Genomic DNA, 24,546 nt, shown 5'->3' on the forward strand with positions numbered 1-24,546 from the left:
TCAGTGGCACAAGAGCATCGGCGTCTCGACAGCCTCGCGAAGCGCGGACATGAATTCGGCAGCGGTAGCGCCTTTGATCGCGCGGTGATCGAACGACCCGGTCGCGGCCATCACGGTGGCGAGGCCCAGCTGGCCGTCGACCTTCCACGGCTGTTCGATCCCGGCGCCGATACCAAGGATGAGAGCCTGCGGCGGGTTGATCACCGGGACCATCTCATCGATGCCGAACATGCCGAGGTTGGAGATCGACGCGGTGCCGCCATCATAGTCTTGTGGCGTCAGCTTGCCGTCGCGCGCCTTCTGCACGAGCGTCCTGCTCGCGCCCGCGATAGCGGAAAGCGACATATTGCCGGCATCGCGGATCACCGGCGTGACCAGCCCGCCATCGATCGCCACCGCCATTGCGATGTCGGCCCGGGCGAAGCGGTGCAGTACGTCTCCGCCGAACTGCACATTGGCATCGGGCACATGATGAAGCGCGAGTGCGAGCGCCTTGATCAGCATGTCATTGACGCTGAGCTTGACCCCGCGCGGGGCGAGCGCGGCGTTGAGCTCAGCGCGCAGCGCGAGCAGCGGGTCGAGATTGCAGCGCGCGGTGAGGTAGAAATGCGGGACGCTCGTCTTGCTCTCGGTCAGGCGGCGAGCGATCGTCCGGCCCATGCTCGAAAGCTTGATCGTCTCGACCGGCACGCCGGCGGGCGGCGGAGCGCAGGCAGGCGCTGCCGGCGCGGCACCAACCGCTGCGGGCGGTACCATGGCTGCCGGTGCGAGGCCCAGATCGGCGCGGACGATCCGGCCATTGACGCCCGAGCCGGTGATCAGGGCCAGGTCGATGCCCTTCTTGTCTGCGATGCGCTGCGCGAGCGGGCTGATCTTGATACGGTCGGCAGGCGGGGTGCGACGCGGCTGGAGGAGCGCGTCGGCGACCGGCGCCGGCGCGGTCGGAGCAAAAGCATGCTTCAGTTCGGCAGGCGCCAAGATAGGCGGAGCCTCTGCCGAAGCTGGCGCGACCGCCTCGGGCAGTCGCGCGGACGAGGCGTCGCCGGGCTCAGCGAGCAGCGCGATAACGGTACCGACTGCGACCTCGTCGGTCCCCTCGGCGATCAGCAGGCGGGCGACAATGCCCTCGTCCATTGCCTCATATTCCATCGTCGCCTTGTCGGTCTCGATTTCGGCGATGCAATCGCCGGCCTTGACCGCGTCGCCCTCGACTACCAGCCATTTCGCCAGGGTGCCCTTCTCCATCGTCGGCGAGAGCGCCGGCATCGTCAGTTCGATCGCCATGGGTCAATTGTCCAGAAACAGCTCGGCCGCCGCGTCGGCGATCGCCTCTGCATCGAGCCGGTAAGTGCAGTAGAGATCGGGCAGGTCGCCGGTCTGGCCGAAGCGGTCGGTGCCGAGCGGGCTGACCCGCATACCCTTGACCCCGCCAAGCCACGACAATGCGCCGGGGGAGCCGTCAAGCACCGTCACAAGACCCGCGCCCGGCGCCAGCGCGGACAGCAAAGTCTCGGCGTGGCAGGGCGTCGCCGCCGATCCGTTCCAGCGCGCCGCGCGACGGGCCGACCAGCCGCGGTGCAGCAAGTCGGGCGAGGTGACATTGAGCAGGCCGAGCCCGGGCAAGTCGTCGGCGAGTTCTTCCCACGCCGCCAGTGCCTCGGGCGCAACCGCACCGCAGAAGGCGATCGCCGCGTCGGCACCCGCGGCGGGCCGGCGGAGCCAGTACCCGCCCTTTAGCGCATCTTCCTCCCATTCATTCCCCGCGCGCGCGACCTGCGCGATCTGGCGCGTTGTGAGGCGCAGATACACCGAGCTGCCGCCGGGCTGCTGCATATGATCGAACGCCCAGCGCATCATCAGCGCCACCTCGTCGGCGAAGGCAGGCTCGAACGTCGTGAGATTGGGCTGGCCCATACCGATCAGCGGAGTGTTGATCGACTGGTGTGCGCCGCCCTCGGCCGCCAGCGTAACGCCCGAAGGCGTCCCGACCAGCAGGAAGCGACTGTCCTGGTAACAGCCATAGTTTAGCGCATCGAGCCCGCGCGCGATGAACGGATCGTAGACTGTCCCCACCGGCAGCAGACGCGTGCCGAAATGCGGCGCTGCCAGCCCGAGCGAGGTCAGCATCAGGAAAAAATTATGCTCGGCGATGCCGAGCTCGATATGCTGCCCGGCAGCATGCTGCGCCCATTTCTGCGCGGAAGGGATGCGGGCCTTCTGGAATACGTCGGCAAGTTCCTGTCGGCGGAACAACCCGCGCTGGTTGACGAACGCGCCCAGATTGGTGGTTTGGGTGACATCGGGGGCTGTGGTGACGATGCGATCGGCCAGCGGCTCGCCCGACTTGGCAAGATCGAGCAAGACGCGTCCGAACGCGGCCTGGGTCGATTGCTCCATGCCCTCGGGAACCGGAAAGCGTGCCGGGACGGGTACCGTCCCGGCCTGCCCTTCGCCCGGCTTGCGGGCGATCGGGCTGTTGTCGACGAGCGCCTGAAGCCGCGCGGCGAGATTATCGCCGAGCCCGCCCCATTTCTCCCATTCCTGACCCTCGGCGATGCCAAGGCCCTTGCGGAAGCCCTCCATCTGCGCCGGGTTCATCATGCCCGAGTGATTGTCCTTGTGCCCTGCCAGCGGCAAGCCATGCCCCTTGACCGTGTAGGCGATAAACAGCGTCGGCGTGTCGTCCTGCGCACCGTCGAACGCCTCGATGAGGCTCTCGATGCAATGCCCGCCGAGATTGGTCATCAGCTTCGCCAGTGCATCGTCGTCGTAACTCTCGAGCAGTTTCTGGACATGGGACTTGCCGCCGATGTCCGTCATCAATCGCGTCCGCCAGGCCGCGCCACCCTGATAGGTCAACGCCGCAAACTCGGCATTGGGGCAGCCGTCGATCCATTGTTCGAGCGCCTTGCCGCCCGGCTTCTTGAACGCCGCCTGCTGCCTCTTGCCATATTTGAGCGTGACGACCCGCCAGCCGCACGTCTCAAAAATATCGTCGAAGCGGCGGAACATGCGGTCCGCTGTCGTCGCGTCGAGGCTCTGGCGGTTATAATCGACGATCCACCAGCAGTTGCGCAGGTCGTGCTTATAGCCCTCGATCAGGCACTCGTAGATATTGCCCTCGTCGAGCTCCGCATCGCCCATCAGCGCGATCATCCGCCCGGCATCGTCGGCCTTCATCCGGCCATGCGCGATCAGATAGTCCTGAACAAGCGAACTGAATGCGGTCACCGCCACGCCCAGCCCGACCGAGCCGGTCGAGAAATCGACCGGGATCGCATCCTTGGTCCGGCTCGGATAGCTTTGCACGCCGCCGAGCCCGCGAAAGCGCTGCATCCGGTCGAGCGACTGGTTGCCGAGCAGATAGTGGATCGCATGGAGGACCGGACCGGCATGCGGCTTGACCGCGACCTTGTCATTGGGTCCGAGCGCATGGAAATATAAGGCCGCCATGATCGCGGTCATCGACGCACAGCTCGCCTGATGCCCGCCAACCTTCAGCCCGTCGCGCTTTTCGCGGACATGGTTGGCGTTGTGGATCATCCATGAGGAAAGCCACAACAACTGCGTATCGAGCTGCTCGAGCGTCTCGACGATCTCGCGCCGCGACGGATCGATCACGGTTTTCATAGCTACATCCTGTGCTTCAAGGCGGCGAACGCCGCGCCGGGACCGCCCGATACAATGCATCTCACCGTTCGGCGATGGCGGAATTCAAATCAGCGTCCGATCAGCACCTTTGAGGCCGAGCATTTCGCGCGCTTCCGCCGGGGTGGCGGGCTCGTGCCCGAGCTCGGCCAGGATGCGCTTGATCTTTTCGACCTGCTGCGCGTTCGACGTCGCGAGTTCGCCGCGGCCGATATAGAGGCTGTCCTCCAGTCCGACGCGGACGTGCCCCCCGAGCAGCGCGGCCTGTGTAATGAACGGCATCTGGTGACGTCCTGCCGCGAGGACCGACCATTTGTAATTTTCGGCCCCGAACAGGCGGTCGGCGGCCTCTTTCATGAAGACGAGATTTTCAAGATGGGCGCCGACACCGCCCAGGATACCGAACACCATCTGGACGAAGAAGGGCGGCTTGATCAGCCCGCGATCGACGAAGTGCGCCAATGTGTAGAGATGCGACAGATCGTAACATTCATGTTCGTATTTCGTCCCCATTCCGCCCAGGGTCTCGAACATATAGGCGATGTCGCGGAAGCTGTTCCGGAAGACATAATCGTCCGAGTTGGCGATATACTCCTTTTCCCAAGGATATTTCCACTCGGTGATCTTTCCGGCCACGGGGAACAGCGCGAAATTCATGCTGCCCATGTTGAGCGAGCACACCTCCGGTTGAAAGCGCCGCGCCGCAGCGATGCGCTCCTCGACCGGCATGGTCAGACTGCCGCCCGTGGTCAGGTTGATGACCGCGTCGGTCCGCTGCTTGATCACGGGCAGGAAGCGCGCGAACACCTCGGGATCGCCGGTAGGATGCCCGTCCTCGGGGCGGCGCGCATGCAAATGAATGATCGCGGCCCCGGCCTCGGCGGCCGCGATCGATTCTTCGGCGATCTGCTCGGGCGTGATCGGCAGCGCGTCCGACATCGTCGGCGTGTGGATGCCGCCGGTGATCGCGCAGGAAATGATGACCTTGGCCATGATAGTCTCCAGTCTGGATTTGGCCCCGACGCCGGGCGCCCGGCAGAAAGCCTGCCGACACCTGACCCGAAAGGGCGAGACGTCCAGCTAGGGCGAAGCGGTGCATCCGTGCAGATAGAGTATGCCGTTGCGCGATAGCTGGCAGGCATCGTGACGAGCAGGGTGGCGTGCCGCGGCGTCAGATCAGGCGGTGCGTGTCCGATAGCTGCGAGGCATCGGATGCAAGCTTCTGCCATATCGGCTTATGGCTTGCGACAGCGTAGCTTGCGCCATGTTCGCGGCTAGACCGATTTTCCAAGGACGCAACAACTACAGGATCTGACGCGCCGCATTGTCCGCGCGACGACGACATGGAGGAACATTATGGCTTCGCTCGCTGACCCCGAAACCGCAATTGCCGCCAAGATCATTCCGCCGGCCAAGCTGGCACATTTCGTGCTCCGCACCTTCCGCTTCGAGGAGATGGTTAGCTGGTACAAACTCGTGATGCACGCGAAGCCCGCTTACGAAAATCCCGGCCTGTCGTTCCTCTCCTATGACGAGGAACATCATCGCATTGCGATCGTGGCGATCCCTGGCTTGCAGGAGCAGGACGGCACCGACGTTGGATTGCATCATATCGCATTCAGCTACAACTCGCTGCACGACCTGCTCGACAATTATGCGCAACTGAAGGCGTTGGGGATCGTGCCCGCCTGGTCGATCAATCATGGACCCACAACCTCGCTCTACTATCGCGATCCCGACGGCAATCATCTCGAATTCCAGGTCGAGAATTTCGATACGGTCGAGGAATCGACCGAATTCTTCTTCACCGAAGCCTTCGAAATAAATCCGATCGGCGTCGAGTTCGATCCCGACGTCCTGCGTGAGCGGTTGCTCGCGGGCGACGACGAAGCTGAACTCAAGAAGCGTCCACCCAGCGGACCGGTCGGGCTTGAATCGGTCAAGATTTGACCAGGGTCGCACGAACGCGACGAAGCGACTTCGATTTGGCATTTTCGGCGATCGCAAGGTGACACGCTCTGCGGTCTCGAATCACCGAGAAAGAATTCCGCGAGCAGCCCTCAAGACGCCACCTGCGAGGCTGAGACAAGGGCCCGCTCCACGCCATCGATCGGCGATCGACGATCTGCGATCGAATGTCGAGGGGTCAGGCCGAGCGATGCCCATGATCTATCGGATGCAGCAAACCGCCATCGTTTCATCTATGTCTGAATGCCCGATAGCCGATGGCAGAGCCGAACCGTCGGCTGACAAAAACATAATTAGGGAAGGGATGAAATGCGCACTTGGCTCATGACGACTGCGGCTGCGGCTTGCTTGGTCCCGGGGATTGCATTTGCGCAGGACGACCAACCGGTGACCGGGGGCCAGCCCGCGCCGGAGGCATCCGCGGATGAAGGCGGGCTTCAGGATATCGTGGTCACCGCGCAGCGACGCGCCGAAAACTCTCAGCGCGCAGCGGTCGCGATCAATGTCGTCGACGAGGCCGCCCTTCTGAAGGCCGGTGTAACGCAGGCCGACCGGCTCAACGAGCTGGTTCCCGCCCTGACCATCCAGCCCACCAGCACAGGCAATCTCATCTTTATCCGCGGCGTCGGGAACTTCACGCTCACCCAGAACAGCGATCCCGCCTCCGCTTTCAACTATGACGGCGTCTATGTCGGCCGCCCCACCGGTACCGTCGGTGTCTTCTACGATCTCCAACGCGTCGAGGTCCTGAAGGGACCGCAAGGCACCCTCTATGGCCGCAACGCCACCGGCGGCGCGATCAACGTCATTCCCGCTCAACCGCAGCCCGGCGAATTTTCGGGTCACGGCTCGCTGAGCTATGGAAATTATGATGCCCTTGTTGCCGAAGCGGCGGTCAACCTTCCGATGGGCGACGACGGAGCGTTTCGTATCTCCGGCATGCGTTCGAAGCGCGACGGTTATAATCGTGACGGGACATCGGACGAGGATATCGCGGCACTCCGCCTGCAGCTGAAAGCAAACCTCACGCCCGATCTCACGGTGCGTCTGTCGGGAGATTACGCCCATCTTGGAGGGATCGGAACAAGCGTGGGCTATGATGGCAGCTACGCCTACAACCCCTTTGCACGCCGTTATGTTTTCACGCCGGCGAGCGTGCCCAATTCGGATGGTGTGCTTACACCGGCGGCCCAGGCGTACCGCGTCACCATCAACGCCGGTCCCACCGGACGCCGCCTCGATCAACTCGCGATAGCGCCCTATCAGGACAACAGCTTCTTCGGCGCGCACGGGCAGATCGACTGGACGACAGCGCTTGGCACACTCTCTATCATCCCAGCCTGGCGCTACAACAAGCTCGACTATCTCGCCACCAGCGGCGCCTTCGGCGCGTTCCAGCGCGAGACCGATGAGCAATACAGCCTCGAAGCACGCTTCGCGGGAAACCGTGTCGGCAGCGTCGATTATACGATCGGGGCGCTATATTATCATGAGGCGATCGGGGCGAAGATCTCGCTCAGCACCTCGGCCGCGGCGGCTTTCTCGAACGCGCGCTATACCACGGAATCCACCGCCCCCTTCGGCCGGTTGACGCTGCATTTGAACGATCGGCTGAGGCTCATCGGCGGCATCCGCTACACCGAGGATCGCAAGCGGTTCACCGGCACGACGGCCTCCGGGACGATCGTCTGCCAGGTTCGCGTCGCGGGGGTGCCGACCTGCCCGAATGCCCCGCTGTTTCCGGTCGCGGAGACACCTGCGCAATTCCCCTTCCCCTTCCCTGCGGCCGGTTCGCCGCCGGTCCCGCTGTTTGCCGGCGGTGTGCCGACCGGCGCGCTGCTCATCCGTGCCGACCGCAGCGACAATCAGCGCCTCACCAACGACCGGATTACGTATCGCGGCGCGATCGAGTTCGACCTCGCCGCGCAGTCGCTGCTCTATGCCAGCGTCGAGACCGGCTACCGCTCCGGCGGCTTCTCGGCCGCGACCGGCTTCGAGACATATGAACCCGAATATATCACCGCTTACACGATTGGCTCGAAGAACCGCTTTTTCGGCAATCGGCTGCAGTTCAATCTCGAAGGGTTCTGGTGGGAATATCGCAACCAGCAGGTGTCCTCGGTCCGTCCAGATCTGTCTGGACGCATCACCAACATCACGCAGAATGTCGGACAATCACGCATTCGCGGCGTCGAGGTCGAGGCGCGGGTGCTGGTCACGCCCACGACCCTCATCAGTGCGGACGTCCAATATCTCGACAGTCGCAACACGTCCTTCACCTATATTACCCAGAATACCGGCGTTCCGCCGTTGACGGGATGCGCGACGACGCTCGACACGGCTGCCAACCGGTACAACGTCGATTGCGCGGGCAAGCCCGGTTTCAACTCGCCCGAATGGACGCTCAACCTCGCGGCACAGCAGACCTTCCACTTCGGTGAGTTCGAACTGGTGGCTGGGGCCGATACCCAATATCGCGGCGGCCGCTTCATCGGGTTCCAATATTTGCCGGAGCAATACGAGCCGGGCGTTTGGCGCAGCAACGCGCAGTTGAGCTTCGGTCCGGCGAACGGACGCTGGTCGATCGCGGCGTTCGTCCGCAATATCGAGAATAATCGTACCCCAATATTCTCCTCGACGCAGCCAATCGCCAATATCCTGGTCTCGACGCGGACTGCACCGCGCACTTATGGCGCCCGGATCGGCTTCAAATTCTAGCTCTGAGGAAATTCCATGCATAACCGCGTCAAGATCGTCACGGCGGCGATGCTATCGATTACCGCCTTTACCCAGCAGAGCGCCGCGGCGAGGGCAGAGACCGTGCGCGAAGGGCTTGTAATCGACGATGTGACCGTGGTCGATACGCGCACCGGCACCCTGCATCCGCGCAGCGCAATATGGATCCGGGGCGAACGGATCGTGAAGATTGCACCGGCGCGGAGCCTCAAGGTCATCCGCACGGCCAAGCGCGTGTCGCTGCCCGGCAAGTTCGTGGTGCCCGGCTATAACGACATGCACGCCCATAATCTCAACACCGCAAGCCCGCAGACCAGCCTGCCGATCATGCTGACTGGAGGCATCACCGGGTTCCGGCAGATGGCCGGCGGTCCCGAACTGCTCGCGGCGCGAGCGGCCGGCAAGCCGGTGCTTCCGGCAGAAGCGCCGGCGCTCCTCGCCATGCCCGGCGCGATCATAGCGCCCGGTGCGAGCGAAACGCCGGATTGGGTGCGCGTGGAAATCCGCCGGCAAAAAGGCCAGGGCGCCGATTTCATCAAGCTGGCGGATGCCAGCAAGGATGTATTTCTCGCCGCGATCGACGAGGCACGGGCAGAAGGGCTACCGATCGCCGGTCATCTGGTGCCGCGCGTCGATGTGCGTGAGGCGGCACGTCACGGCATGACCTCGATCGAACATCTCGGTCCGGGAATCAGCGTCTTGCTCAGCTGCTCGCGTGACGAAGCAGTCATCCGAAAGATGCTCGACGCGATACCCGAAAACGGCGGGTCGCCGCTGGCGCTGCCGCCTGAACAGCTGAAGCGGACCTTGGCCAATCCGATGCTCGCCGTGCCGCCCCCGGCCATGAAGATCATCGCCCGTGTCCTTGCCACCTATGATGACGCGAAATGCCGCACGCTCGCGCGTGATCTCGCCGCAACCGGCATGTGGCTGGTTCCGACGCTGTCGCGGCTAGAGGCCATGGAAATCGGCGACGGGCCCATGTTCCGCGACAATCCGGACAACAAGGACGTTCCTGCGCAGTCCCGAAAATTGTGGGCGGAGGTCGGCGACGATTTCACGGCCCGCGTGGCCCCAGCCGATCGCGAGACGTTGCGCGAGCTGTTCGAAGCCCAGTTGAAACTCACGAAGATCTTCGACGAAGCGGGCGTGAAGATGCTCGCCGGCACCGATTTCGGCGGCCAATGGCTGACGCCCACCTCGCTGCATCATGAGTTCGATCTGCTCGCGCGGGCCGGCATTTCGCCGCTACGCATCCTCCAAATGACCACGCTCGATGCGGCTCGCTTTCTCGGGCGGGAGCAGACGATGGGTACGGTCGAACCGGAAAAGGCCGCGGATATGGTCCTTCTCCAGGCAAATCCCTTGACGGATTCGCGTAACCTTCATGCCATCGTCGGCGTCATCCGAAGCGGCCACTTCTATTCGCGCGCCGACCTCGATGCGCTGAAACGGCGTGCCACCCCCGAATAGGCACTCGTCGATCATCGTCATTCGAAGCCAAGTCAAAGGAACATGCAAATGCCCCTGGTCAATTTTTCGGACGGGCGCGCGAGACTGGGAAAAGTCTTCGGTCAGCACCTTGTCGATCTCAGCGTTGCAGCGCCCCAGCTGCCGACGACCGTGATCGAGTTTCTGGAAGCGGGCGCCGCGGCGATCGAGACGTTCCATGCCGTCGAGGATCGTGCCGATGCCCGTATCCCACTAAGCTCCGTCAGGCTTCTGCCACCGGTTCCGAAGCCGCAAAAATTCCTCGCAATCGGCATGAACTATCGCGCCCACGCCGACGAGGCTACGAGGCTCGGTATCGAAACGCCGGAATATCAGATCTGGTTCAACAAACAGGTCTCGTGCATCAACGGCCCGTTCGACGACGTGGTGAAGCCCAATGCCACCGAAAAGATGGACTATGAAGCCGAACTGGGCGTCGTGATCGGAACGCGTTGCCGCCACGTCTCCGCGGACGACGCCCGCTCGGTGATCGGCGGCTATCTGGTCGTCAACGACGTTTCGGCACGTGACTGGCAATTTCGGACCGGCACGATGACGCTGGGCAAATCATTCGATACGCATGGCCCCATCGGACCGTGGCTGATGCTCGACGACGAGATCGAGGATCCGCATGCGCTCGAGATGCGCATGTTCGTGAACGGCGATCAGCGTCAGTCGACCAGCACGAACGATATGATCCACAATATTTACGAGCAAATCGCCTATCTCTCGACGGTGATGACGCTGGAGCCGGGCGACATTCTCGCAACCGGCACGCCGAGCGGGGTCGGCGTCGCACTCGACCCACCGCAGTTTCTGGAAGACGGCGACGTCCTGCGCGTGGAAATCGATGGCATTGGGCACATCGAAAACAGGGTCGTCGCAGAAGACGTTTGAAATCCGGCGCGCGGCGCGATCACTGCTTCGGTCTTTGCACGAGACACGCTGCCCCGATTGCGCCGCTCATCCCGACCACCACGGAGAGTCACAGATGAACCAGTCGATTCAAAAAGCCATCGAGGAACTCGAGAAGCGCCGTGTCGCGGCGCTCATAGCCGCAGACACGGATACCCTCGGCGAGCTGCTTACCGAGGATTTGGTGCATGTGCACGGCACCGGCCAGATCGACGGCAAGGCTGCTTATCTCGATGGCGTAAAAAGCAAGTACCGCTTCCTCGAGATCGAGCGCGGCGACCTGCATATTCGGGACTATGGTCATGTCGTGGTCGTGGTCGGTTCGCTTGCCCAGACCGTGAACCCCGTGGGCACCGACAGCCAGATTAGCGTCAGCGCGATCGTCACCCAGACCTGGGTTCGCGTCGACGATGGCTGGAAACAGAGCACCTGTCACACCGGGTTTCTAGCAAAGATATGAAACCTCTTTGATTGGCGAAGGCCCGGCATTCTTGTCATTCGGCTACTGGCCGAAGCACGAACCGCTCCGCGGATTGGTGCTAGCGGCGATGTAGAGCTGCCCAGCGAGCGCCGCACCTGATTGAACGCGGGCTGTCGCAGGCAGACCCTTTCGACTCCTTCAGCTGAGGAGTCGAACGATGAACGAGCTTATCCAGATTGGCCCGATCAGCCCGCTGCGCCAGCGCCTGATCGACGACATGACCATGCGCAGCTTCTCCAAGGAGACGCAGCGTATTATCTTCGCGACATCGGACGGTTCGCGACCTGGCTCGGGCGCTCGCCGCACACCGCGAGCGCCGAGGATGTCCGGCAGTTCCAGATCGAGCAACAGCGGGCGGGCGTTCCGGCGCCGACCATGAACAGCATCGTGGGTGCGCTGAGATTCTTCTTCACCCACACACTCGACCGCCCCGATCTCGCGCGTAAGCTGGTCCGCTCCAGGCAGGTTCGCAAAGGTCCCCGTCGTCCTGACCATGGCCGAGGTGAAGCGGCTGCTTGATGCGACCCGCTGCCTCAAGCACCAGGCGGCGCTGTCGGTCGCCTATGGCGCCGGCTTGCGGGTTGCAGAGGTGTCAGCGCTCAAGGTCACCGATATCGACAGCAAGCGCATGCTGCTGCGGATCGAGCGCGGTAAAGGTGACCGCTACCGCAACGCCATGCTACCCGAAGGCCTGCTACTGCGCGACTGGTGGCGCGCGGGACGGCCAGACGATCGCCGCCTTCGCCGACGCAGCTTATCGAGGAGATTTTCGGCCTCGATCCGCGCGACGCATCGCTCTGGCTCGCCGATATTTCACGGGCCGGCGGGATCTTGTCTCCACCGACAGCCTTTCCACCGCCCGGCGGCCCGCGACCTAGCCCGCGCCGCCGGTCTCGACGCTAGCCCCTGGCCGAACTCCGACCCCGCAAGCTCGGGAAACACCTGCTGACCTTGCCGAGCAGATAGTCGCCATAGGTCCCGATGGTGGCGTGGAGATCGACATAGTCCCAGCGCGCTGCCTCCCGCGGCTTCGCGACCCTCGATCGGTAGCGGGTCAACCGGCGCGCAAAATCGGGATCGAAGAAAAGGGGAAAGGAATAGCGCGAGACGCCGGAGCGATTGACGACGCGGTGCGGCGCCGAGCGAAACCGCCCGCGCGTCAGCCGCTCGAACATGTCGCCGACATTGATGACGAGCGCGTTCCCGAGCGGCGGCACGTCGATCCAGCCCTCGCGCGTTCGCACTTCGAGCCCGCCCTTGTCGTCCTGCGCCAGCAGCGTGAGCAGGCCATAGTCGCTATGCTCACCGACGCCGAACCCTTCGACATCGGGATTGCTTCCCGGGTAATGGAATATACGAAACAGCAAGGTCGGATGGCGCGTCAGGCCATCGGCAAAATGGTCGGCCGCAAGCCCAAGCGAGAGTGCCATGCCGCGCATCAGCGCCTCGCCTGCGCGCGTCGCGCCCGCGACATAGGCCTCGACCGCGGGGCGCAGCGCTGGCACGGCGGCGGGCCAGAGATTGGCACCGTGGAGCGGCAGCCCTGCCCTCACGCGCGGATCGTTTGGCCCAAGCTCTTCGCCGAGATAGAGACCTTCCTTGAGGTCGGGGAAGCCCGAGGTGAGTTCGCCCGCGACGGGGAACCAGCCGCGCCAGGCGATACCGCCCTTGGCCATCGCAATCCGGGCTTTCTCGGCCTCGGGCTGCGCGAAGAAGGTACGGCTCGCCCCGAGCAAATCGGCGAAGACGCCGGAGCCAATCCCATGGTCGACGGCATAGAAGAAGCCGAATTCCTCAGCCGCATCGCCTATCCGCCGAGCCGTATCAGCCGCCGCCCCGGCGTCCGTCATGTGCAGCAAAGGCTCGATGTCGATGACCGGCAGGCTCGGGTTGCTCATGCGGACCAGCCTATCGCAAACTGGCACCAGTCGCCATCACAGCGATTACCCAAAGACCGGCTTAGCTTAGCTTCGCCTTCGGCTTGCTCGCTCGAACTGAGGCCCGCACGCTTCGCGACGATCGCCGGCACCAGCGCCTGCCCCGCCACATTGACCGCGGTTCGCCCCATGTCGAGGATCGGGTCGATAGCGAGCAGCAATCCGACGCCCTCCAGTGGAAGTCCCAGCGTCGAGAGCGTCAGCGTCAGCATCACCGTGGCGCCCGTGAGCCCGGCGGTCGCGGCCGAGCCGAGCACCGAGACGAGGACAATCAGGAAATAATCGTCGATACCGAGATGAATGCCATAAAATTGCGCCACGAAAATCGCCGCGATCGCGGGATAAATGGCGGCGCAGCCATCCATTTTGGTGGTCGCGCCGAGGGGCACCGCAAAGGCGGCATAGGCGGGCGGCACGCCGAGACGGCGCTCGACCACATCCTGCGTCATCGGAAGTGTCCCGATCGACGAACGCGACACGAAGCCGAGCTCGATCGCCGGCCATGCGGCGCGGAAGAAGCGCAGCGGCGACAGGCCATTGAGGCGCAGCAGCAGCGGATAGACGAGCGCGATCACCAGCAGCAGCCCGGCGTAGATCGCGATGGCAAACTGCCCGAGCGATCCCAGAGCCTCCCAACCGTAACGCGCGATGGCATCGCCGATCAGCGCCGTCGTGCCGATCGGGGTCAGGCGGATGACCCACAGCAGCAGGCGCTTGAAGATGGCGAGAAGCGACGCGTTGAAGGCAAGAAAGCTCTCCCCCGCCGGCCCGATCCGTACCGCAGCCGCGCCAACCGCAATCGCCAGCACGATGATCTGCAGAACATTGAACGACAGCGCGGTCGCCGGCGCGCCATCGGCGATCTTCGTCGACGCCGAGAGGCCGAGGAAATTGGCGGGCACAAGACCTTTCAGGAAATCGAGCCAGCTTCCTGTTGCCGAAGGAGGCGCGGCGGCGGCCGCGCTAACGCCGGTCCGCGGGCCCGGTTCGAGCAGGACACCGAGCGCGATGCCGATCAGCACGGCGATCAGCGCGGTAACCGCGAACCAGAGCAAGGTCTGCGCGACCAGCCGCGCGCGTTCTGCAAATCCTTGAGCGCCGCGATCGACGCGACGATCGCCGTGAAAACCAAGGGCGGGACGAGCGCGCGGAGCAATTGCACGAAGATCGAACCGACCGTCTGCAACGCTTCTGCCAGCGCGCTCGCCTCGCCCAGGCTTCGAGCCCAGAAGCCAAGGCCGACGCCCAGCCCCAGGCCAATCAGGACCTGGACGCCGAACGAAGGCAGGCGGACCTTAGGGGCGCTTGCGGAGCCGTCAACAGCTACGGGTCTCCTCACCGTTTTCGGCCCTCCTCGGCGGCACGAAGCACGCGAAGGAAATTGCCGCCCCAGATCGCGGCGACCTGTTCTTCGGTATAGCCGCGGCGGAGCAGTTCGCGGGTGACGTTCGGCGCTTCGGCGGCGCTGTCGAAGCCGGTGACCCCCGCGCCATGGTCGAAGTCGGTGCCGATCCCGACATGCTGCCAGCCGATCCGCTTGGCGATATGGTCGATATGATCGACGAAGTCCGAAAGGCTCGCCTTCGACCGCGCCGCCGATATCTCGTCGAGATAGGCGCTCCGCCGCGCCTCGGGCAGCGCCTCGCTGCCGTCATAGGTCGACGCATAATCCGCCGCGAGGCCGTAACGCGCGCGGATCGCGGCATACCGCTCGCGGCTCGGGGCATCGGGAAGCGTCAGATAGGAGGTGAAGGGCGTCACCTGCACCACCCCGCCATTGGCCTTGATCGCATCGAGTTCGGCGTCGCTCAAATTGCGGCCATTGTCGACGAGCGCGCGCGCCGCCGAATGCGTCGCGGCGACGGGCACGCGGCTGAGCGCAAGCGTCTGCAGCAAGGCATCGGCCGAAAGCTGCGACACGTCGATCAGCACGCCGAGGTCGTTGAGCTTCGCGACCGCCTGCTTGCCGAGCGGCGACAGCCCGCCATGCTCGGCGGCGGGTTCACCGGGCTGCGGCCGCGACGAGTCCGCAAAATCATTGTGCCCGGCATGGTCGAAGGCGAACACGCGCACGCCTTCGCTATACAATCGGTCGATCTGGCCGATGTCCTTGCCGATCGAGCGGGCATTCTGGAAGCCGATGACGACCGCCACCTTCCCTTCGCCGGCGAGCCGCTCGACATCGGCCGCGCTCAGCGCGATCCCGATCCGCGCCGGCTCGGACGCCGCGAACGCCTTGATCCGGACAAGCTTTTCGTCGGCCTCGCGCCGTGCCGCCGCGACGCCCGCGGCATCGCGCGGTCCCGGCCCCACCGCGACGGCAAGCACGATCGCATCGACCCCGCCTTTCTCGAGCCGCGGCAGATCGACGCGCGAGTCCGTTCCGTTCAGATAATAGCGCTTCGGCGTCGAGGGCAGCAGCATATCGGCATGGCTGTCGAGCACAAGGATGCGATCATGGATCGCGGCCGCCTTGTCGCCGCCCTCTTGGCCAATGGCAGCGACGGGCAGCGCGAGCAGCACACCAGCGAGCAGCGAAGATTTCCAATGTCGGAGCATAGTCGTTTCCTTGGGAGAGCCCGTCCGGCCGCGGTCGGCAGGGAGGAGCAAGGGTTATCGTTCCGGTCTCTTCGCGCCTCCCGGATGAGCCGGGGCGGACGCCGCGTGGACCGGCTACGCGCCGTTGATGCTGTTCTGCTCGCGCGCCTGGATGACGCGGCTTCCCGGCGGCACGTCGTGCGTCAGCCAGACATTGCCACCGATCTCGGACCCCGCGCCGATCGTCACGCGCCCGAGGATGGTCGCGCCGGCGTAGATAACCACATCATCCTCGACGATCGGATGGCGCGGGATGTTGCGCACCATCACCCCCGCCTCGTCGGCCGCGAAGCGTCGCGCGCCGAGCGTCACGCCCTGATAGAGGCGGACATTGCGCCCGAGGATCGCCGTCTCGCCGATCACGACGCCGGTGCCATGGTCGATAAAGAAGCCGTCGCCGATCTCGGCTCCCGGATGAATGTCGATGCCGGTCTTGTCGTGCGCCACCTCGGCGATGATGCGCGCGACCAGCTTGGCGCCATCCCGATGCAGTTGGTGCGCAAGCCGGTGGTGGATGATCGCGAGCATCGAGGGGTAGCAAATCAGCACCTCGTCGACGCTGCGCGCCGCGGGATCGCCACGCCACGCCGCCTCGACGTCGGTATCGAGCAGGCGGCGGAGCGCCGGAAGCCGCGACGTGAATTTGCGGACGATCGCCTCGGCGCGCGCATCGACCGCGTGGATCGTCTCGTCCGACATCGCATAGATGAGTTCGAGCCGCACCTGCCCGTAGAGCCGCGCAAGCGTGGTCTGCAGCGTCTGCTCGACGAATATATGCTCATTGTGCGGCCGCACGAAATCGGGACCGAGCCGCAGCGGATAGAGCGCACCGCAGAGCGCGCCGACGATCTTGCCCAAGTCGCCGCGCGAGGGGAAACCCTCGCTTCCATATTCGGCATCATGGCCCCGCGCGTCGCGCCACTCGCGGCGAATATCGGCAAGCTCGGCGGCGACCGCCGAGACGCCGCCCGATAGGTCGGACTGTTCGGCGTCGACCGTATCGATCACAGGCCCAGCCGCTGCCAGAATTCCTGCGCGCTGACACGCCGCCGCTCGGCGGGCGGCGAAGACCAGGAGGGGTGCGGGAGCGGCTGCGCTCCGGCAAGGTGGCGTTTCCGGGGAACATCGGGTCGGCGAGCTCGCATCTTCGTATCTCCTTTGCAGAAACACGAATCCGGCGGCTCTCCGGTCTCCGTGCGCTTTAGCCGTTGGTCACGCGGAGCAAGCTGACATCCATCAAAAGCCGCGAGATCCGAAGATCTGTCAGCGGGCTAGCGTGGTGGGCCATTTCACGCCACGTAGAAAAACTATCTTTGTCAATTAATTTGGTTGAGTAACTTGAGGTCAGGCAACAGGAGAAAATAGCCATGTCCCTCACCCTCTCCCCCAAGACAGCGCTTTTGCTCACAATCGCGCTCCTTCCCTTTCCCGCGCACGCGCAGTCGAACGATACCGGCGAGCAGGCCGCCGACATCGTCGTGACGGGCACGCGCGTCTCCGAACGCACCGCCACGACCTCACCCGTTCCGATCGACGTCTTCCGCGGCGAGGACCTCCGCGCATCGGGGCAGCAGGAAACGACCGAAATCCTGCGCCAGTTCGCGCCGAGCTTCGCCTTCGCCACCCCGACGACGCCCGACGGCAATACGCATATTCACAATGCGACGCTGCGCGGGCTCTCGCCCGACGCCACGCTGGTGCTCGTCAACGGCCGCCGTCTCCACACCGCCGCCTGGGTCAACACCGGCGGCACGGTCGGCAAGGGATCGACGCCCACCGATCTCAACCAGATCCCGGCCGCCGCGATCGGGCGCATCGAGATCCTGCGCGATGGCGCCTCGGCGCAATATGGCTCGGATGCCATCGCGGGCGTGATCAACATCCTGCTCCGCGAAGATACCGCGCTCCACGGCTCGGCGAGCGCAGGCACCACCTACGACGGCGGCGGCGATACCTATGAATTTTCGCTCGGCGGCGGCGTCAAGCTCGGCGACGACGGCTTCATCAATGCAACCGGCTATTATCGCGACCACAAGGCTGCCAACCGCGCGCTTCCCGACACGCGGCAATTTTATTTCGGCATCTCGCCGACCGGAACGCCGCAGCCGCTTTCGGCGCGCTACGGCGCGGGGCTGGGCCAGAACCCGCCGGGCGGCGTCGCGGGCACCCGCCTCGACCCGCGCGAGGCGACGGTCGACCGCAATGTCTGGCGCTTCGCCGACCAGGGCGACATCAAGGATGCGAGCCTCATCGTCAATCTCGAGAAGCCGCTCGGTGACAGTCTCGAACTCTATGGCTTCGGCGGCTACCGCGTCAGCAAGGCGCATTCGAACGCCTCCTTCCGCCGCGCCGGACAGGACGAAAATGTCCGCGCCATCTATCCCGACGGCTTCCTGCCCTTCATCGATACCAAGAGCATCGACTATTCCTTTGCCCTCGGCCTGCGTGGTGCCATCGGCGGCTGGGACTGGGATCTCTCGAGCGTCTATGGCGGCAACAGCATTGCCTATCGGCCCAACAATACGCTCAATGCGACGCTCGGCACCAGTTCGCCAACAAGCTTCTACGCCGGCAAATTTTCGAACGCCCAGTGGACGAGCAACATCACCTTCTCGCGGCAGTTCGATGCGGGGCTCGCCAACCCGATCGGTTTTGCGATCGGTGCCGAGTATCGGAAGGATTATTACAAGATCACCCCGGGCGAGCCCGACAGCTACGCCTATGGCCCGTCGCACATCCTCGATGGACCAAGCGCGGGCGGCGTCCCGACGATCGGCTCGCAAGGCTTTGCCGGCATCCAGCCGAGCGATGCGATCGACACGAACCGCGACGCGATCGGCGCTTTTGCCGAGCTCGATGCAGAGCCCATTGACGGCTGGACGGTTAATTTCGCGGGCCGCTACGAGGACTACAGCGATTTCGGCGATACCTGGAACGGCCAGGCCTCGACGCGCATCGCGCTGCCCGCGGGCTTCGCGCTGCGCGGCTCGGTCAGCACCGGCTTTCACGCCCCGTCGCTCGCCCAGCAATATTTCAGTTCGACGAGCTCGCGCACGATCGTGAACAACAATACCGGCTTTCCCGAGTTTGTCCTCGTGCGGACCGCGCCCGTCGGCTCCTCGCTCGCCCAGGCCCTCGGCGCGCAGGATCTGAAGCCTGAAAAGGCGGTGTCGTGGGGCGGCGGCCTTACCTTCGCCAGCGGCAAACTTTCTGCATCGATCGACTATTATCACATCGATATCGACGACCAGATCGTTCTCTCGTCGAACTTCGTCGATGCCGCGGGCCGCCGCACGCTGCGCGATTATCTCGCCGCGCTCGGGATTCCGGGCGTTACCTCTGTGCGCTATTTCACCAACGCCGTCGATACGCGCACACAGGGTGTCGATGTCACCGCAGCCTATGCTCTCGATCTCGGCAGCGCGGGCGAACTCAAACTCACCGCCGCCTATAACTACAATGACGTGAAGATCCGGCGCCTCTCGGCGACCCCGGCGCAGATCACCGCGCTCGGTATCACGACGCCGATCTTCGACATCAACGAGCAGACGCGGCTCGAACATGGCCAGCCGCGCGACAAGATCGCGCTCGGCGGCAGCTGGAAAATCGGCGCGATCACCTTCGGGCTTAACTCGACCCGCTACGGCCGTGTCGAGCAAGTTGCGCTCACCAATCAGACGCCCGCCAACCTCGCGCTGATTGCCGCGCAATCCACGCCCTACCGGACCATTCCGACCGCGTCGGGCGCCGCGGGCAATGTCGATGTGATCCAGCGGCTCAAGCCCAAATGGGTGACCGATTTCAGCTTCACGGGGCAGGTGACGTCCAATGTCACCGCGACCTTTGGTGCGAACAATATCTTCAACATCTATCCGACGAAGAATATCGCCTCGACTCCCGCGCTCACCGGTGCCGACACCTTCGGCGTCTTTCCCTACAGCGAATTTTCGCCCTTCGGCTTTAGCGGCGCCTTCTATTATGCTCGCCTCGGGTTCAACTTCTGATGGTGGGCGCGATGATCGGCGAAGGCCATGGAGGTTTCACGCGCCGCGACTGGCTCGCCGCGACGGGCATGGCCGCGGTCGCTATCGCCGTGCCGGGCACATCCAACGCAAAAGCAGCATCCGCCGCACCGATCCGCCTCAACCTCAATGAGAGCGCTTTCGGTCCGTCACCAAAGGTAGCGAAAGCCATCGAGGCCACGCTCGGCAATATCGCCCGCTACGTCGAACAGCCGGACGTCGACCGGCTCGCCGAACAGATTGCAAGGCACGAGGGCGTTGCAGCCGGGCAGGTCGTAATCGGCGAGGTGCTCGAACCGCTCGGCCTCTATCTCGCACGCCAGCGCAAGGGTGAGGGAAATGTCGTCTATTCGGCGCCGGGCTATACCGCGCTCATCGATGCTGCGGCGCCGCTCGGCGGCGTCGGAAAGCCGGTGCCGCTCAATGCCAGACTCGAGAATGATCTGCCCGCGCTGCTCGCGGCAATCGATGCGGAGACGCTCGCGGTCAATCTCGTCAACCCGCACAATCCCTCGGGAACGGTCAATGAAGCGGCCGCCTTCGACCGCTTCCTCGCTGAGGCGTCGGCGCGTACGCTCGTCGTCGTCGACGAAGCCTATCTCGAATATGACGATCTCGCAGCCCGCAGCGCAATCCGCCAGCTCCGCACCGGCGCCAATATCCTCATCTTCCGCACCCTCGCCAAAGCCTATGGCCTTGCGGGGCTATCGATCGGCTATGCGATCGCCCCCGCCCCACTGGCAAAGGGTCTACGCGATGCCGGCATCGGTGCGCCGCACAGCCTAAGCCGCCTCAACCTCGCGGCCGGATCGGCCGCGCTTGCCGACCAGGCCTATATCGCGCGCGTCCGCGCGTGGACGCTGGCCGGGCGGAAGCGGCTTGAGCAGACCATCGACGCCCTCTCGCTCGATCGCACCGACAGCCGCGCGAACTTCGTCTATTTCCGCACCCCCACCGCCAACGCGCTCCGCGCCGAAGCCGCCAAGCGCAATATCCTGATCGGACGCGCCTTCCCGCCGCTTGACGACTGGGTGCGCATCACCGTGGGAACACCGGGCGAGGTCCAAGCCGTCGTGAAACTGCTTGGCGACACCGTCAAGCCGCGAGCGTGACAATTGCTCCGCTCGCGACCGCGCGGCTCCATCTTCTTCCGCTGACGCTCGACGACGCGCCTGCCATCCAGCGCATCTTCCCGAAATGGGAAATCCTCCGTTGGATGGGTGGATCGATACCTTGGCCCTACCCTGCCAACGGCGCTAAGAGCTTTCTTAAGGGCATCGCCCTTCCCGCCATGGCGCGAGGGGAAGCCTGGCACTGGAGCATCAGGCCGAAAAGCGATATCGACCGGCTGATCGGCATCATCAGCCTCGGGGACATACCCGACGACAACCGCGGCTTCTGGCTCAGCCCCGACTGGCAGGGACAGGGGTTGATGACCGAAGCGAGCGACGCCGTCACCGCCTATTGGTTCGAAACGCTCGGCCGTACGCATCTGCGCGTACCAAAGGCAGCAAACAACCCGGCATCGCGGCGAATTTCGGAACGCCAGGGCATGCGGGTCATAGATCGCTTCCGGAAAACCCTCGTCTCGGGCGAGCAGGATATGGAGTTGTGGGAAATCACACGCGACGAGTGGCGCGTCTCGCAACACGCGCCACGGGCATGAAGTGATCAAAGTCTTGAACGCACTCAAAGAAGACGCTAGCCGACAGACACCGGGGCGAAGCAACCTCCCGGACAAGCGCAGCGTGCGCTCAAGCGTTGCCTTTTGGTCCCCGCGTGCGCGGGGATGAGGAGGTTTGTTTGAAGCGCTTTTCCTTTCCGATCCTGCTACTCGTCTCGACTACGGCCCATGCCGAAGAGGGTCTGACGCTGAGCGCCAACACGCGCCTGCGCTACGAGACGATCGAAGGCCAGCCCCGCACTGGCTTCAACGAGTCCGACGACCTCTTCAGCATCCGCACGATCGTCACCGGCGAATATCGCACCGGACGGCTCAGGCTCGGCGCCGAGCTCTACGACAGCCGCGTCTATGGCGGCGATGCGGGAACGCCGATCACGACGGGCGAGGTCAACACGCTCGAACTGGTGCAGGTCTATATCGGCTATGAGATGCCCGACGCCTTCGGACAGGGGAGGAAGCTTGCCCTGCAGGCCGGCCGCTTCACCCTCAACCTTGGATCGCGCCGCCTGGTGGCCGCGGATGATTATCGCAACACGACCAATGGCTACACCGGCATCCGCGCCGATCTCGCCTTTCCACAAGACCTGTCGGCGACGCTGATCTACACGCTGCCGCAGGTCCGCCTCCCGGACAGGCGCCCCGACGTCGTCGACAACCGCGCCAAGTTCGATCGCGAGAGCTTCGACCTCGTCCTCTGGGGCGGACTCGCCACGAAGAAGCTCGCGAACAAGCGCGGCGCCGTTGAACTCTCCTATTTCCATCTCGGCGAGCGCGACTCTCCGAAGCTCGCAACGCGCGACCGCTCGCTCGATACGATCGGCCTGCGCCTCTATCGCGACCCCTCCGCCGGCCGCGCCGACTTCGAGAGCGAGACCTTCTACCAGTCCGGGTCGATCAGCGCCTCGCTCGTGCCCATCGCCGCCAGGCTCGACGTCTCGGCTTGGTTCACGCACACCGAGATCGGGTATAGCTTCCGGCATCCATGGTCACCGCGGATCGCGATCGAGTTCGACTATGCGAGCGGCGATGGACGCGGCGGCAAATTCACCCGGTTCGATACGCTGTTCGGCATGCGGCGCGCCGACCTCGCGCCCGCCGGCCTCTATAATGCGGTCGGCCGCGCCAACATCGTCTCGACCGGCCTCCGCATAGAGACCACGCCAAGCAAAAAGCTGGATGCCTTTGCAGCCTATCGCCCGCTTTGGCTCGCCTCGCGTTCCGACAGTTTCTCGACAACGGGTGTTCGGGACGCCAGCGGGAGCTCGGGCCGGTTCGCCGGCCACCAGTTCGAAGCACGTGTCCGCTACTGGCTGATACCAAAGCGCATCCGCCTGGAATGGAACGGCCTGCTTCTTGCCAAGGGGCGCTTCCTGCATGATGCCCCCAATGCCCCGCCCGTCGGCGACACGATCTACAACAGCTTCAATGCGACGATCAGTTTCTAGGAGTTCGGCCGACATGTTGACAGATCGGGCATGTGTGAAGACAAGTCGGTCATGATGTCGCGACGCACTTTGCTCGCAGGCGGCGCGAGCGCCGCTCTCGCACTGCCGGTCCTTGCGAAGGACATGGTCGATCTGCGTCTGCCGGGAGGCCCGAGCCTCCGTTCGCTCGATCCCGCCTTTCCCGGCAAGGGCAAGCTGATCGTCCAGCGCGTCCACCCGCCCCTCCTCGAAACCCCTTTCTCGGTCTTCGACCAAGGCGTGATGACGCCAAACGACCAATTTTATGTGCGCTGGCACTATCCGATGCCGACCGAAATCAAGGTGACGGATTTTCGGCTGCAGGTTCGCGGGGCGGTGAAAGCCCCGCTTTCGCTGGCGCTCGAAGAGGTCGTGAAGAGCGGCGAAATCATCGAGCTCGCAGCGGTCAACCAGTGCGCCGGCAACGGACGCGGCCAGTTCGTGCCCCGCATCCCCGGTGCCCAATGGGGTCCGGGCGCGATGGGTAATGCCGAATGGCGCGGGGTGCGGCTCCGCGATCTTCTCGACAAGGCCGGTTTGAACGCTGACGCGAAGTTCGTTCGCTTCGGCGGGCTCGACGAGCCGCCGGTGCCCGACGCGCCCGCCTACCGCAAGTCCGTACCGATCGATATCGCACGGCGCGACGATGTGATGGTCGCCTTCGCGATGAACGGCGAGGCGCTACCGCTGCTCAACGGCTATCCGCTGCGCCTTGTCGTGCCCGGCTGGTATGCGACCTATTGGGTCAAGATGCTGAGCGACATCGAAGTACTGACGAGCGAGGACGACAGCTTCTGGATGGCGAAGGCCTATCGCATGCCGACCGTCCCCGTGAAGCCCGGCGACAAGGATTTTCCGACGACGCCGATCGGCGCAATGGTGCCGCGCGCGTGGATCACCAACCATGCCGACGGCGACAGGATCGCGGCCGGCAAACCCATCGAACTGCGCGGGATTGCCATGGGCGGCGACTGCGGAATCGCAAAGGTCGATGTTCTGATAGGCGACAAGATTCTGTGCGCGACGCTTGGGCCCGATGAAGGACAATATGGCTTTCGCCGCTGGTCGCTGACCCTGCCCGACGCCGTCGGCCCGATCGGCCCACGCTGCACCAATGTGAAGTCCGTCAGCCAGCCGCTCGAACAAGACTGGAACCCCAACGGCTACGCACGCGGCGGCGTCGAATTTATTTCGCTGGTACAGGCATGAAGCGAGTCCTGGCCTCGATGCTGCTGCTCGCGCTCTCAGCCTGTCAACCGGGCGAGACCGTCGAGTTCGCCGATGCTTCGATCGAGCTTCCCGAAGACGTTGTGGCCTTTCCGGTGCGAGCCGGTTCGGACGCAATGATCCGCAATTGCTCGGCCTGCCATTCGCCCTCGATGGTCCTCAACCAGCCGAAGCTGAAGCCCGATCAATGGGCAGGCATCATCAAGAAGATGAAGGACGTCTACAAGGCGCCGATCAACCGAGCGGACGAGCCCGCAATCCAGTCTTATTTGAAAGCTACCAGCGCCCCGCTGCGCTGACCGCTAAGGACGTGTCGTGAAAACTGGCCGTTTGCAGACTGGCAGCTTCGCAGGGGACAACCGCGCAAAGCAGACAC

The 24,546-nt window shown here is 64.1% G+C and carries 18 protein-coding genes and 2 pseudogenes; 12 read left to right on the forward strand and 8 right to left on the reverse strand.

Annotated elements, in window-relative coordinates; translation table 11 throughout:
* From FHR22_RS10735 to kce, 3 genes are all read right to left on the reverse strand, one after another.
* Positions 1–1,284 (reverse strand): dihydrolipoamide acetyltransferase family protein, encoded by a 1,284-nt coding sequence (locus tag FHR22_RS10735; protein WP_166941902.1) that lies wholly within the window; start codon positions 1,282–1,284, stop codon positions 1–3.
* A 3-nt stretch (positions 1,285–1,287) separates the two neighbouring features.
* Positions 1,288–3,630, reverse strand: coding sequence for a transketolase (locus tag FHR22_RS10740; protein WP_166941903.1), 2,343 nt, complete (start codon positions 3,628–3,630; stop codon positions 1,288–1,290).
* A gap of 84 nt (positions 3,631–3,714) precedes the next feature.
* Positions 3,715–4,641 (reverse strand): 3,5-dioxohexanoate:acetyl-CoA acetone transferase, encoded by a 927-nt coding sequence (gene kce / locus FHR22_RS10745; RefSeq protein ID WP_166941904.1) that lies wholly within the window; start codon positions 4,639–4,641, stop codon positions 3,715–3,717.
* A gap of 363 nt (positions 4,642–5,004) precedes the next feature.
* On the opposite strand from kce, the gene FHR22_RS10750 reads away from it, so the two are divergent.
* The 6 genes and pseudogenes from FHR22_RS10750 to FHR22_RS10775 all read left to right on the forward strand — a co-directional run.
* A complete protein-coding gene (locus FHR22_RS10750; RefSeq protein ID WP_166941905.1) occupies positions 5,005–5,598 on the forward strand; it encodes a VOC family protein in 594 nt (197 codons plus the stop codon).
* Positions 5,599–6,003: 405 nt separating this feature from the next.
* Positions 6,004–8,334 (forward strand): TonB-dependent receptor, encoded by a 2,331-nt coding sequence (locus FHR22_RS10755; protein ID WP_341786603.1) that lies wholly within the window; start codon positions 6,004–6,006, stop codon positions 8,332–8,334.
* Positions 8,335–8,436: 102 nt separating this feature from the next.
* Positions 8,437–9,825: an amidohydrolase family protein gene (locus FHR22_RS22655; protein ID WP_166941907.1), complete on the forward strand. Its 1,389-nt coding sequence runs from the start codon at positions 8,437–8,439 to the stop codon at positions 9,823–9,825.
* Between the two features lie 150 nt (positions 9,826–9,975).
* Positions 9,976–10,740, forward strand: a complete 765-nt coding sequence (locus FHR22_RS10765) for a fumarylacetoacetate hydrolase family protein (RefSeq protein ID WP_341786604.1) — start codon at positions 9,976–9,978, stop codon at positions 10,738–10,740.
* A gap of 94 nt (positions 10,741–10,834) precedes the next feature.
* Positions 10,835–11,218, forward strand: coding sequence for a nuclear transport factor 2 family protein (locus tag FHR22_RS10770; RefSeq protein WP_166941910.1), 384 nt, complete (start codon positions 10,835–10,837; stop codon positions 11,216–11,218).
* A gap of 178 nt (positions 11,219–11,396) precedes the next feature.
* Positions 11,397–11,963: pseudogene (locus tag FHR22_RS10775) on the forward strand (tyrosine-type recombinase/integrase); the annotation flags it as partial.
* A gap of 175 nt (positions 11,964–12,138) precedes the next feature.
* Here the strand turns inward: FHR22_RS10775 and FHR22_RS10780 are convergent.
* The 5 genes and pseudogenes from FHR22_RS10780 to FHR22_RS10800 form a co-directional block, all read right to left on the reverse strand.
* The gene (locus tag FHR22_RS10780) at positions 12,139–13,137 is read right to left on the reverse strand and encodes an isopenicillin N synthase family dioxygenase (RefSeq protein ID WP_166941912.1); all 999 of its coding nucleotides are present in this window, start codon (positions 13,135–13,137) and stop codon (positions 12,139–12,141) included.
* A pseudogene (locus FHR22_RS10785) lies at positions 13,134–14,515 on the reverse strand (dicarboxylate/amino acid:cation symporter). The gene FHR22_RS10780 and the pseudogene FHR22_RS10785 overlap by 4 nt, the downstream one beginning before the upstream one ends.
* On the reverse strand, positions 14,512–15,735 hold the full coding sequence (locus FHR22_RS10790) for a dipeptidase (protein WP_166941914.1): 1,224 nt from the start codon (positions 15,733–15,735) through the stop codon (positions 14,512–14,514). The pseudogene FHR22_RS10785 and the gene FHR22_RS10790 overlap by 4 nt, the downstream one beginning before the upstream one ends.
* 114 nt (positions 15,736–15,849) lie before the next feature.
* On the reverse strand, positions 15,850–16,782 hold the full coding sequence (gene epsC / locus FHR22_RS10795) for a serine O-acetyltransferase EpsC (protein ID WP_166941916.1): 933 nt from the start codon (positions 16,780–16,782) through the stop codon (positions 15,850–15,852).
* Positions 16,779–16,919: a hypothetical protein gene (locus FHR22_RS10800; protein WP_166941918.1), complete on the reverse strand. Its 141-nt coding sequence runs from the start codon at positions 16,917–16,919 to the stop codon at positions 16,779–16,781. The genes epsC and FHR22_RS10800 overlap by 4 nt, the downstream gene beginning before the upstream one ends.
* Before the next feature lie 222 nt (positions 16,920–17,141).
* Between FHR22_RS10800 and FHR22_RS10805 the strand changes: the two genes are divergently transcribed.
* The 6 genes from FHR22_RS10805 to FHR22_RS10830 all read left to right on the forward strand — a co-directional run bounded on the left by FHR22_RS10805 (position 17,142) and on the right by FHR22_RS10830 (position 24,469).
* Positions 17,142–19,778 (forward strand): TonB-dependent receptor plug domain-containing protein, encoded by a 2,637-nt coding sequence (locus FHR22_RS10805; protein WP_166941920.1) that lies wholly within the window; start codon positions 17,142–17,144, stop codon positions 19,776–19,778.
* Positions 19,778–20,908: a pyridoxal phosphate-dependent aminotransferase gene (locus FHR22_RS10810; protein WP_243853644.1), complete on the forward strand. Its 1,131-nt coding sequence runs from the start codon at positions 19,778–19,780 to the stop codon at positions 20,906–20,908. The genes FHR22_RS10805 and FHR22_RS10810 overlap by 1 nt, the downstream gene beginning before the upstream one ends.
* Positions 20,905–21,462, forward strand: coding sequence for a GNAT family N-acetyltransferase (locus FHR22_RS10815; protein WP_166941922.1), 558 nt, complete (start codon positions 20,905–20,907; stop codon positions 21,460–21,462). Before FHR22_RS10810 ends, FHR22_RS10815 begins: the two co-directional genes overlap by 4 nt.
* 137 nt (positions 21,463–21,599) lie before the next feature.
* On the forward strand, positions 21,600–22,925 hold the full coding sequence (locus FHR22_RS10820; protein ID WP_243853645.1) for an alginate export family protein: 1,326 nt from the start codon (positions 21,600–21,602) through the stop codon (positions 22,923–22,925).
* A 30-nt stretch (positions 22,926–22,955) separates the two neighbouring features.
* The gene (locus FHR22_RS10825) at positions 22,956–24,152 is read left to right on the forward strand and encodes a molybdopterin-dependent oxidoreductase (RefSeq protein WP_208417617.1); all 1,197 of its coding nucleotides are present in this window, start codon (positions 22,956–22,958) and stop codon (positions 24,150–24,152) included.
* Positions 24,153–24,169: 17 nt separating this feature from the next.
* Entirely contained in the window at positions 24,170–24,469 is a 300-nt protein-coding gene (locus FHR22_RS10830) for a cytochrome c (RefSeq protein WP_166941924.1), read from the forward strand.
* The last annotated feature ends 77 nt before the right edge of the window (positions 24,470–24,546 follow it).

Source organism: Sphingopyxis panaciterrae (genome assembly GCF_011762125.1).
GTDB lineage: Bacteria > Pseudomonadota > Alphaproteobacteria > Sphingomonadales > Sphingomonadaceae > Sphingopyxis > Sphingopyxis panaciterrae.

Bases quoted from the DNA above. Each gene is read 5' to 3' on its own strand.
- FHR22_RS10810 (WP_243853644.1), top strand. From the start codon at position 19,778: ATGGTGGGCGCGATGATCGGCGAAGGCCATGGAGGTTTCACGCGCCGC.
- FHR22_RS10735 (WP_166941902.1), bottom strand. From the start codon at position 1,284: ATGGCGATCGAACTGACGATGCCGGCGCTCTCGCCGACGATGGAGAAG.
- FHR22_RS10770 (WP_166941910.1), top strand. From the start codon at position 10,835: ATGAACCAGTCGATTCAAAAAGCCATCGAGGAACTCGAGAAGCGCCGT.
- FHR22_RS10830 (WP_166941924.1), top strand. From the start codon at position 24,170: ATGCTGCTGCTCGCGCTCTCAGCCTGTCAACCGGGCGAGACCGTCGAG.
- kce (WP_166941904.1), bottom strand. From the start codon at position 4,641: ATGGCCAAGGTCATCATTTCCTGCGCGATCACCGGCGGCATCCACACG.
- FHR22_RS10790 (WP_166941914.1), bottom strand. From the start codon at position 15,735: ATGCTCCGACATTGGAAATCTTCGCTGCTCGCTGGTGTGCTGCTCGCG.
- FHR22_RS10800 (WP_166941918.1), bottom strand. From the start codon at position 16,919: ATGCGAGCTCGCCGACCCGATGTTCCCCGGAAACGCCACCTTGCCGGA.
- FHR22_RS10825 (WP_208417617.1), top strand. From the start codon at position 22,956: ATGTGTGAAGACAAGTCGGTCATGATGTCGCGACGCACTTTGCTCGCA.
- FHR22_RS10780 (WP_166941912.1), bottom strand. From the start codon at position 13,137: ATGAGCAACCCGAGCCTGCCGGTCATCGACATCGAGCCTTTGCTGCAC.
- FHR22_RS10805 (WP_166941920.1), top strand. From the start codon at position 17,142: ATGTCCCTCACCCTCTCCCCCAAGACAGCGCTTTTGCTCACAATCGCG.
- FHR22_RS10750 (WP_166941905.1), top strand. From the start codon at position 5,005: ATGGCTTCGCTCGCTGACCCCGAAACCGCAATTGCCGCCAAGATCATT.
- FHR22_RS10740 (WP_166941903.1), bottom strand. From the start codon at position 3,630: ATGAAAACCGTGATCGATCCGTCGCGGCGCGAGATCGTCGAGACGCTC.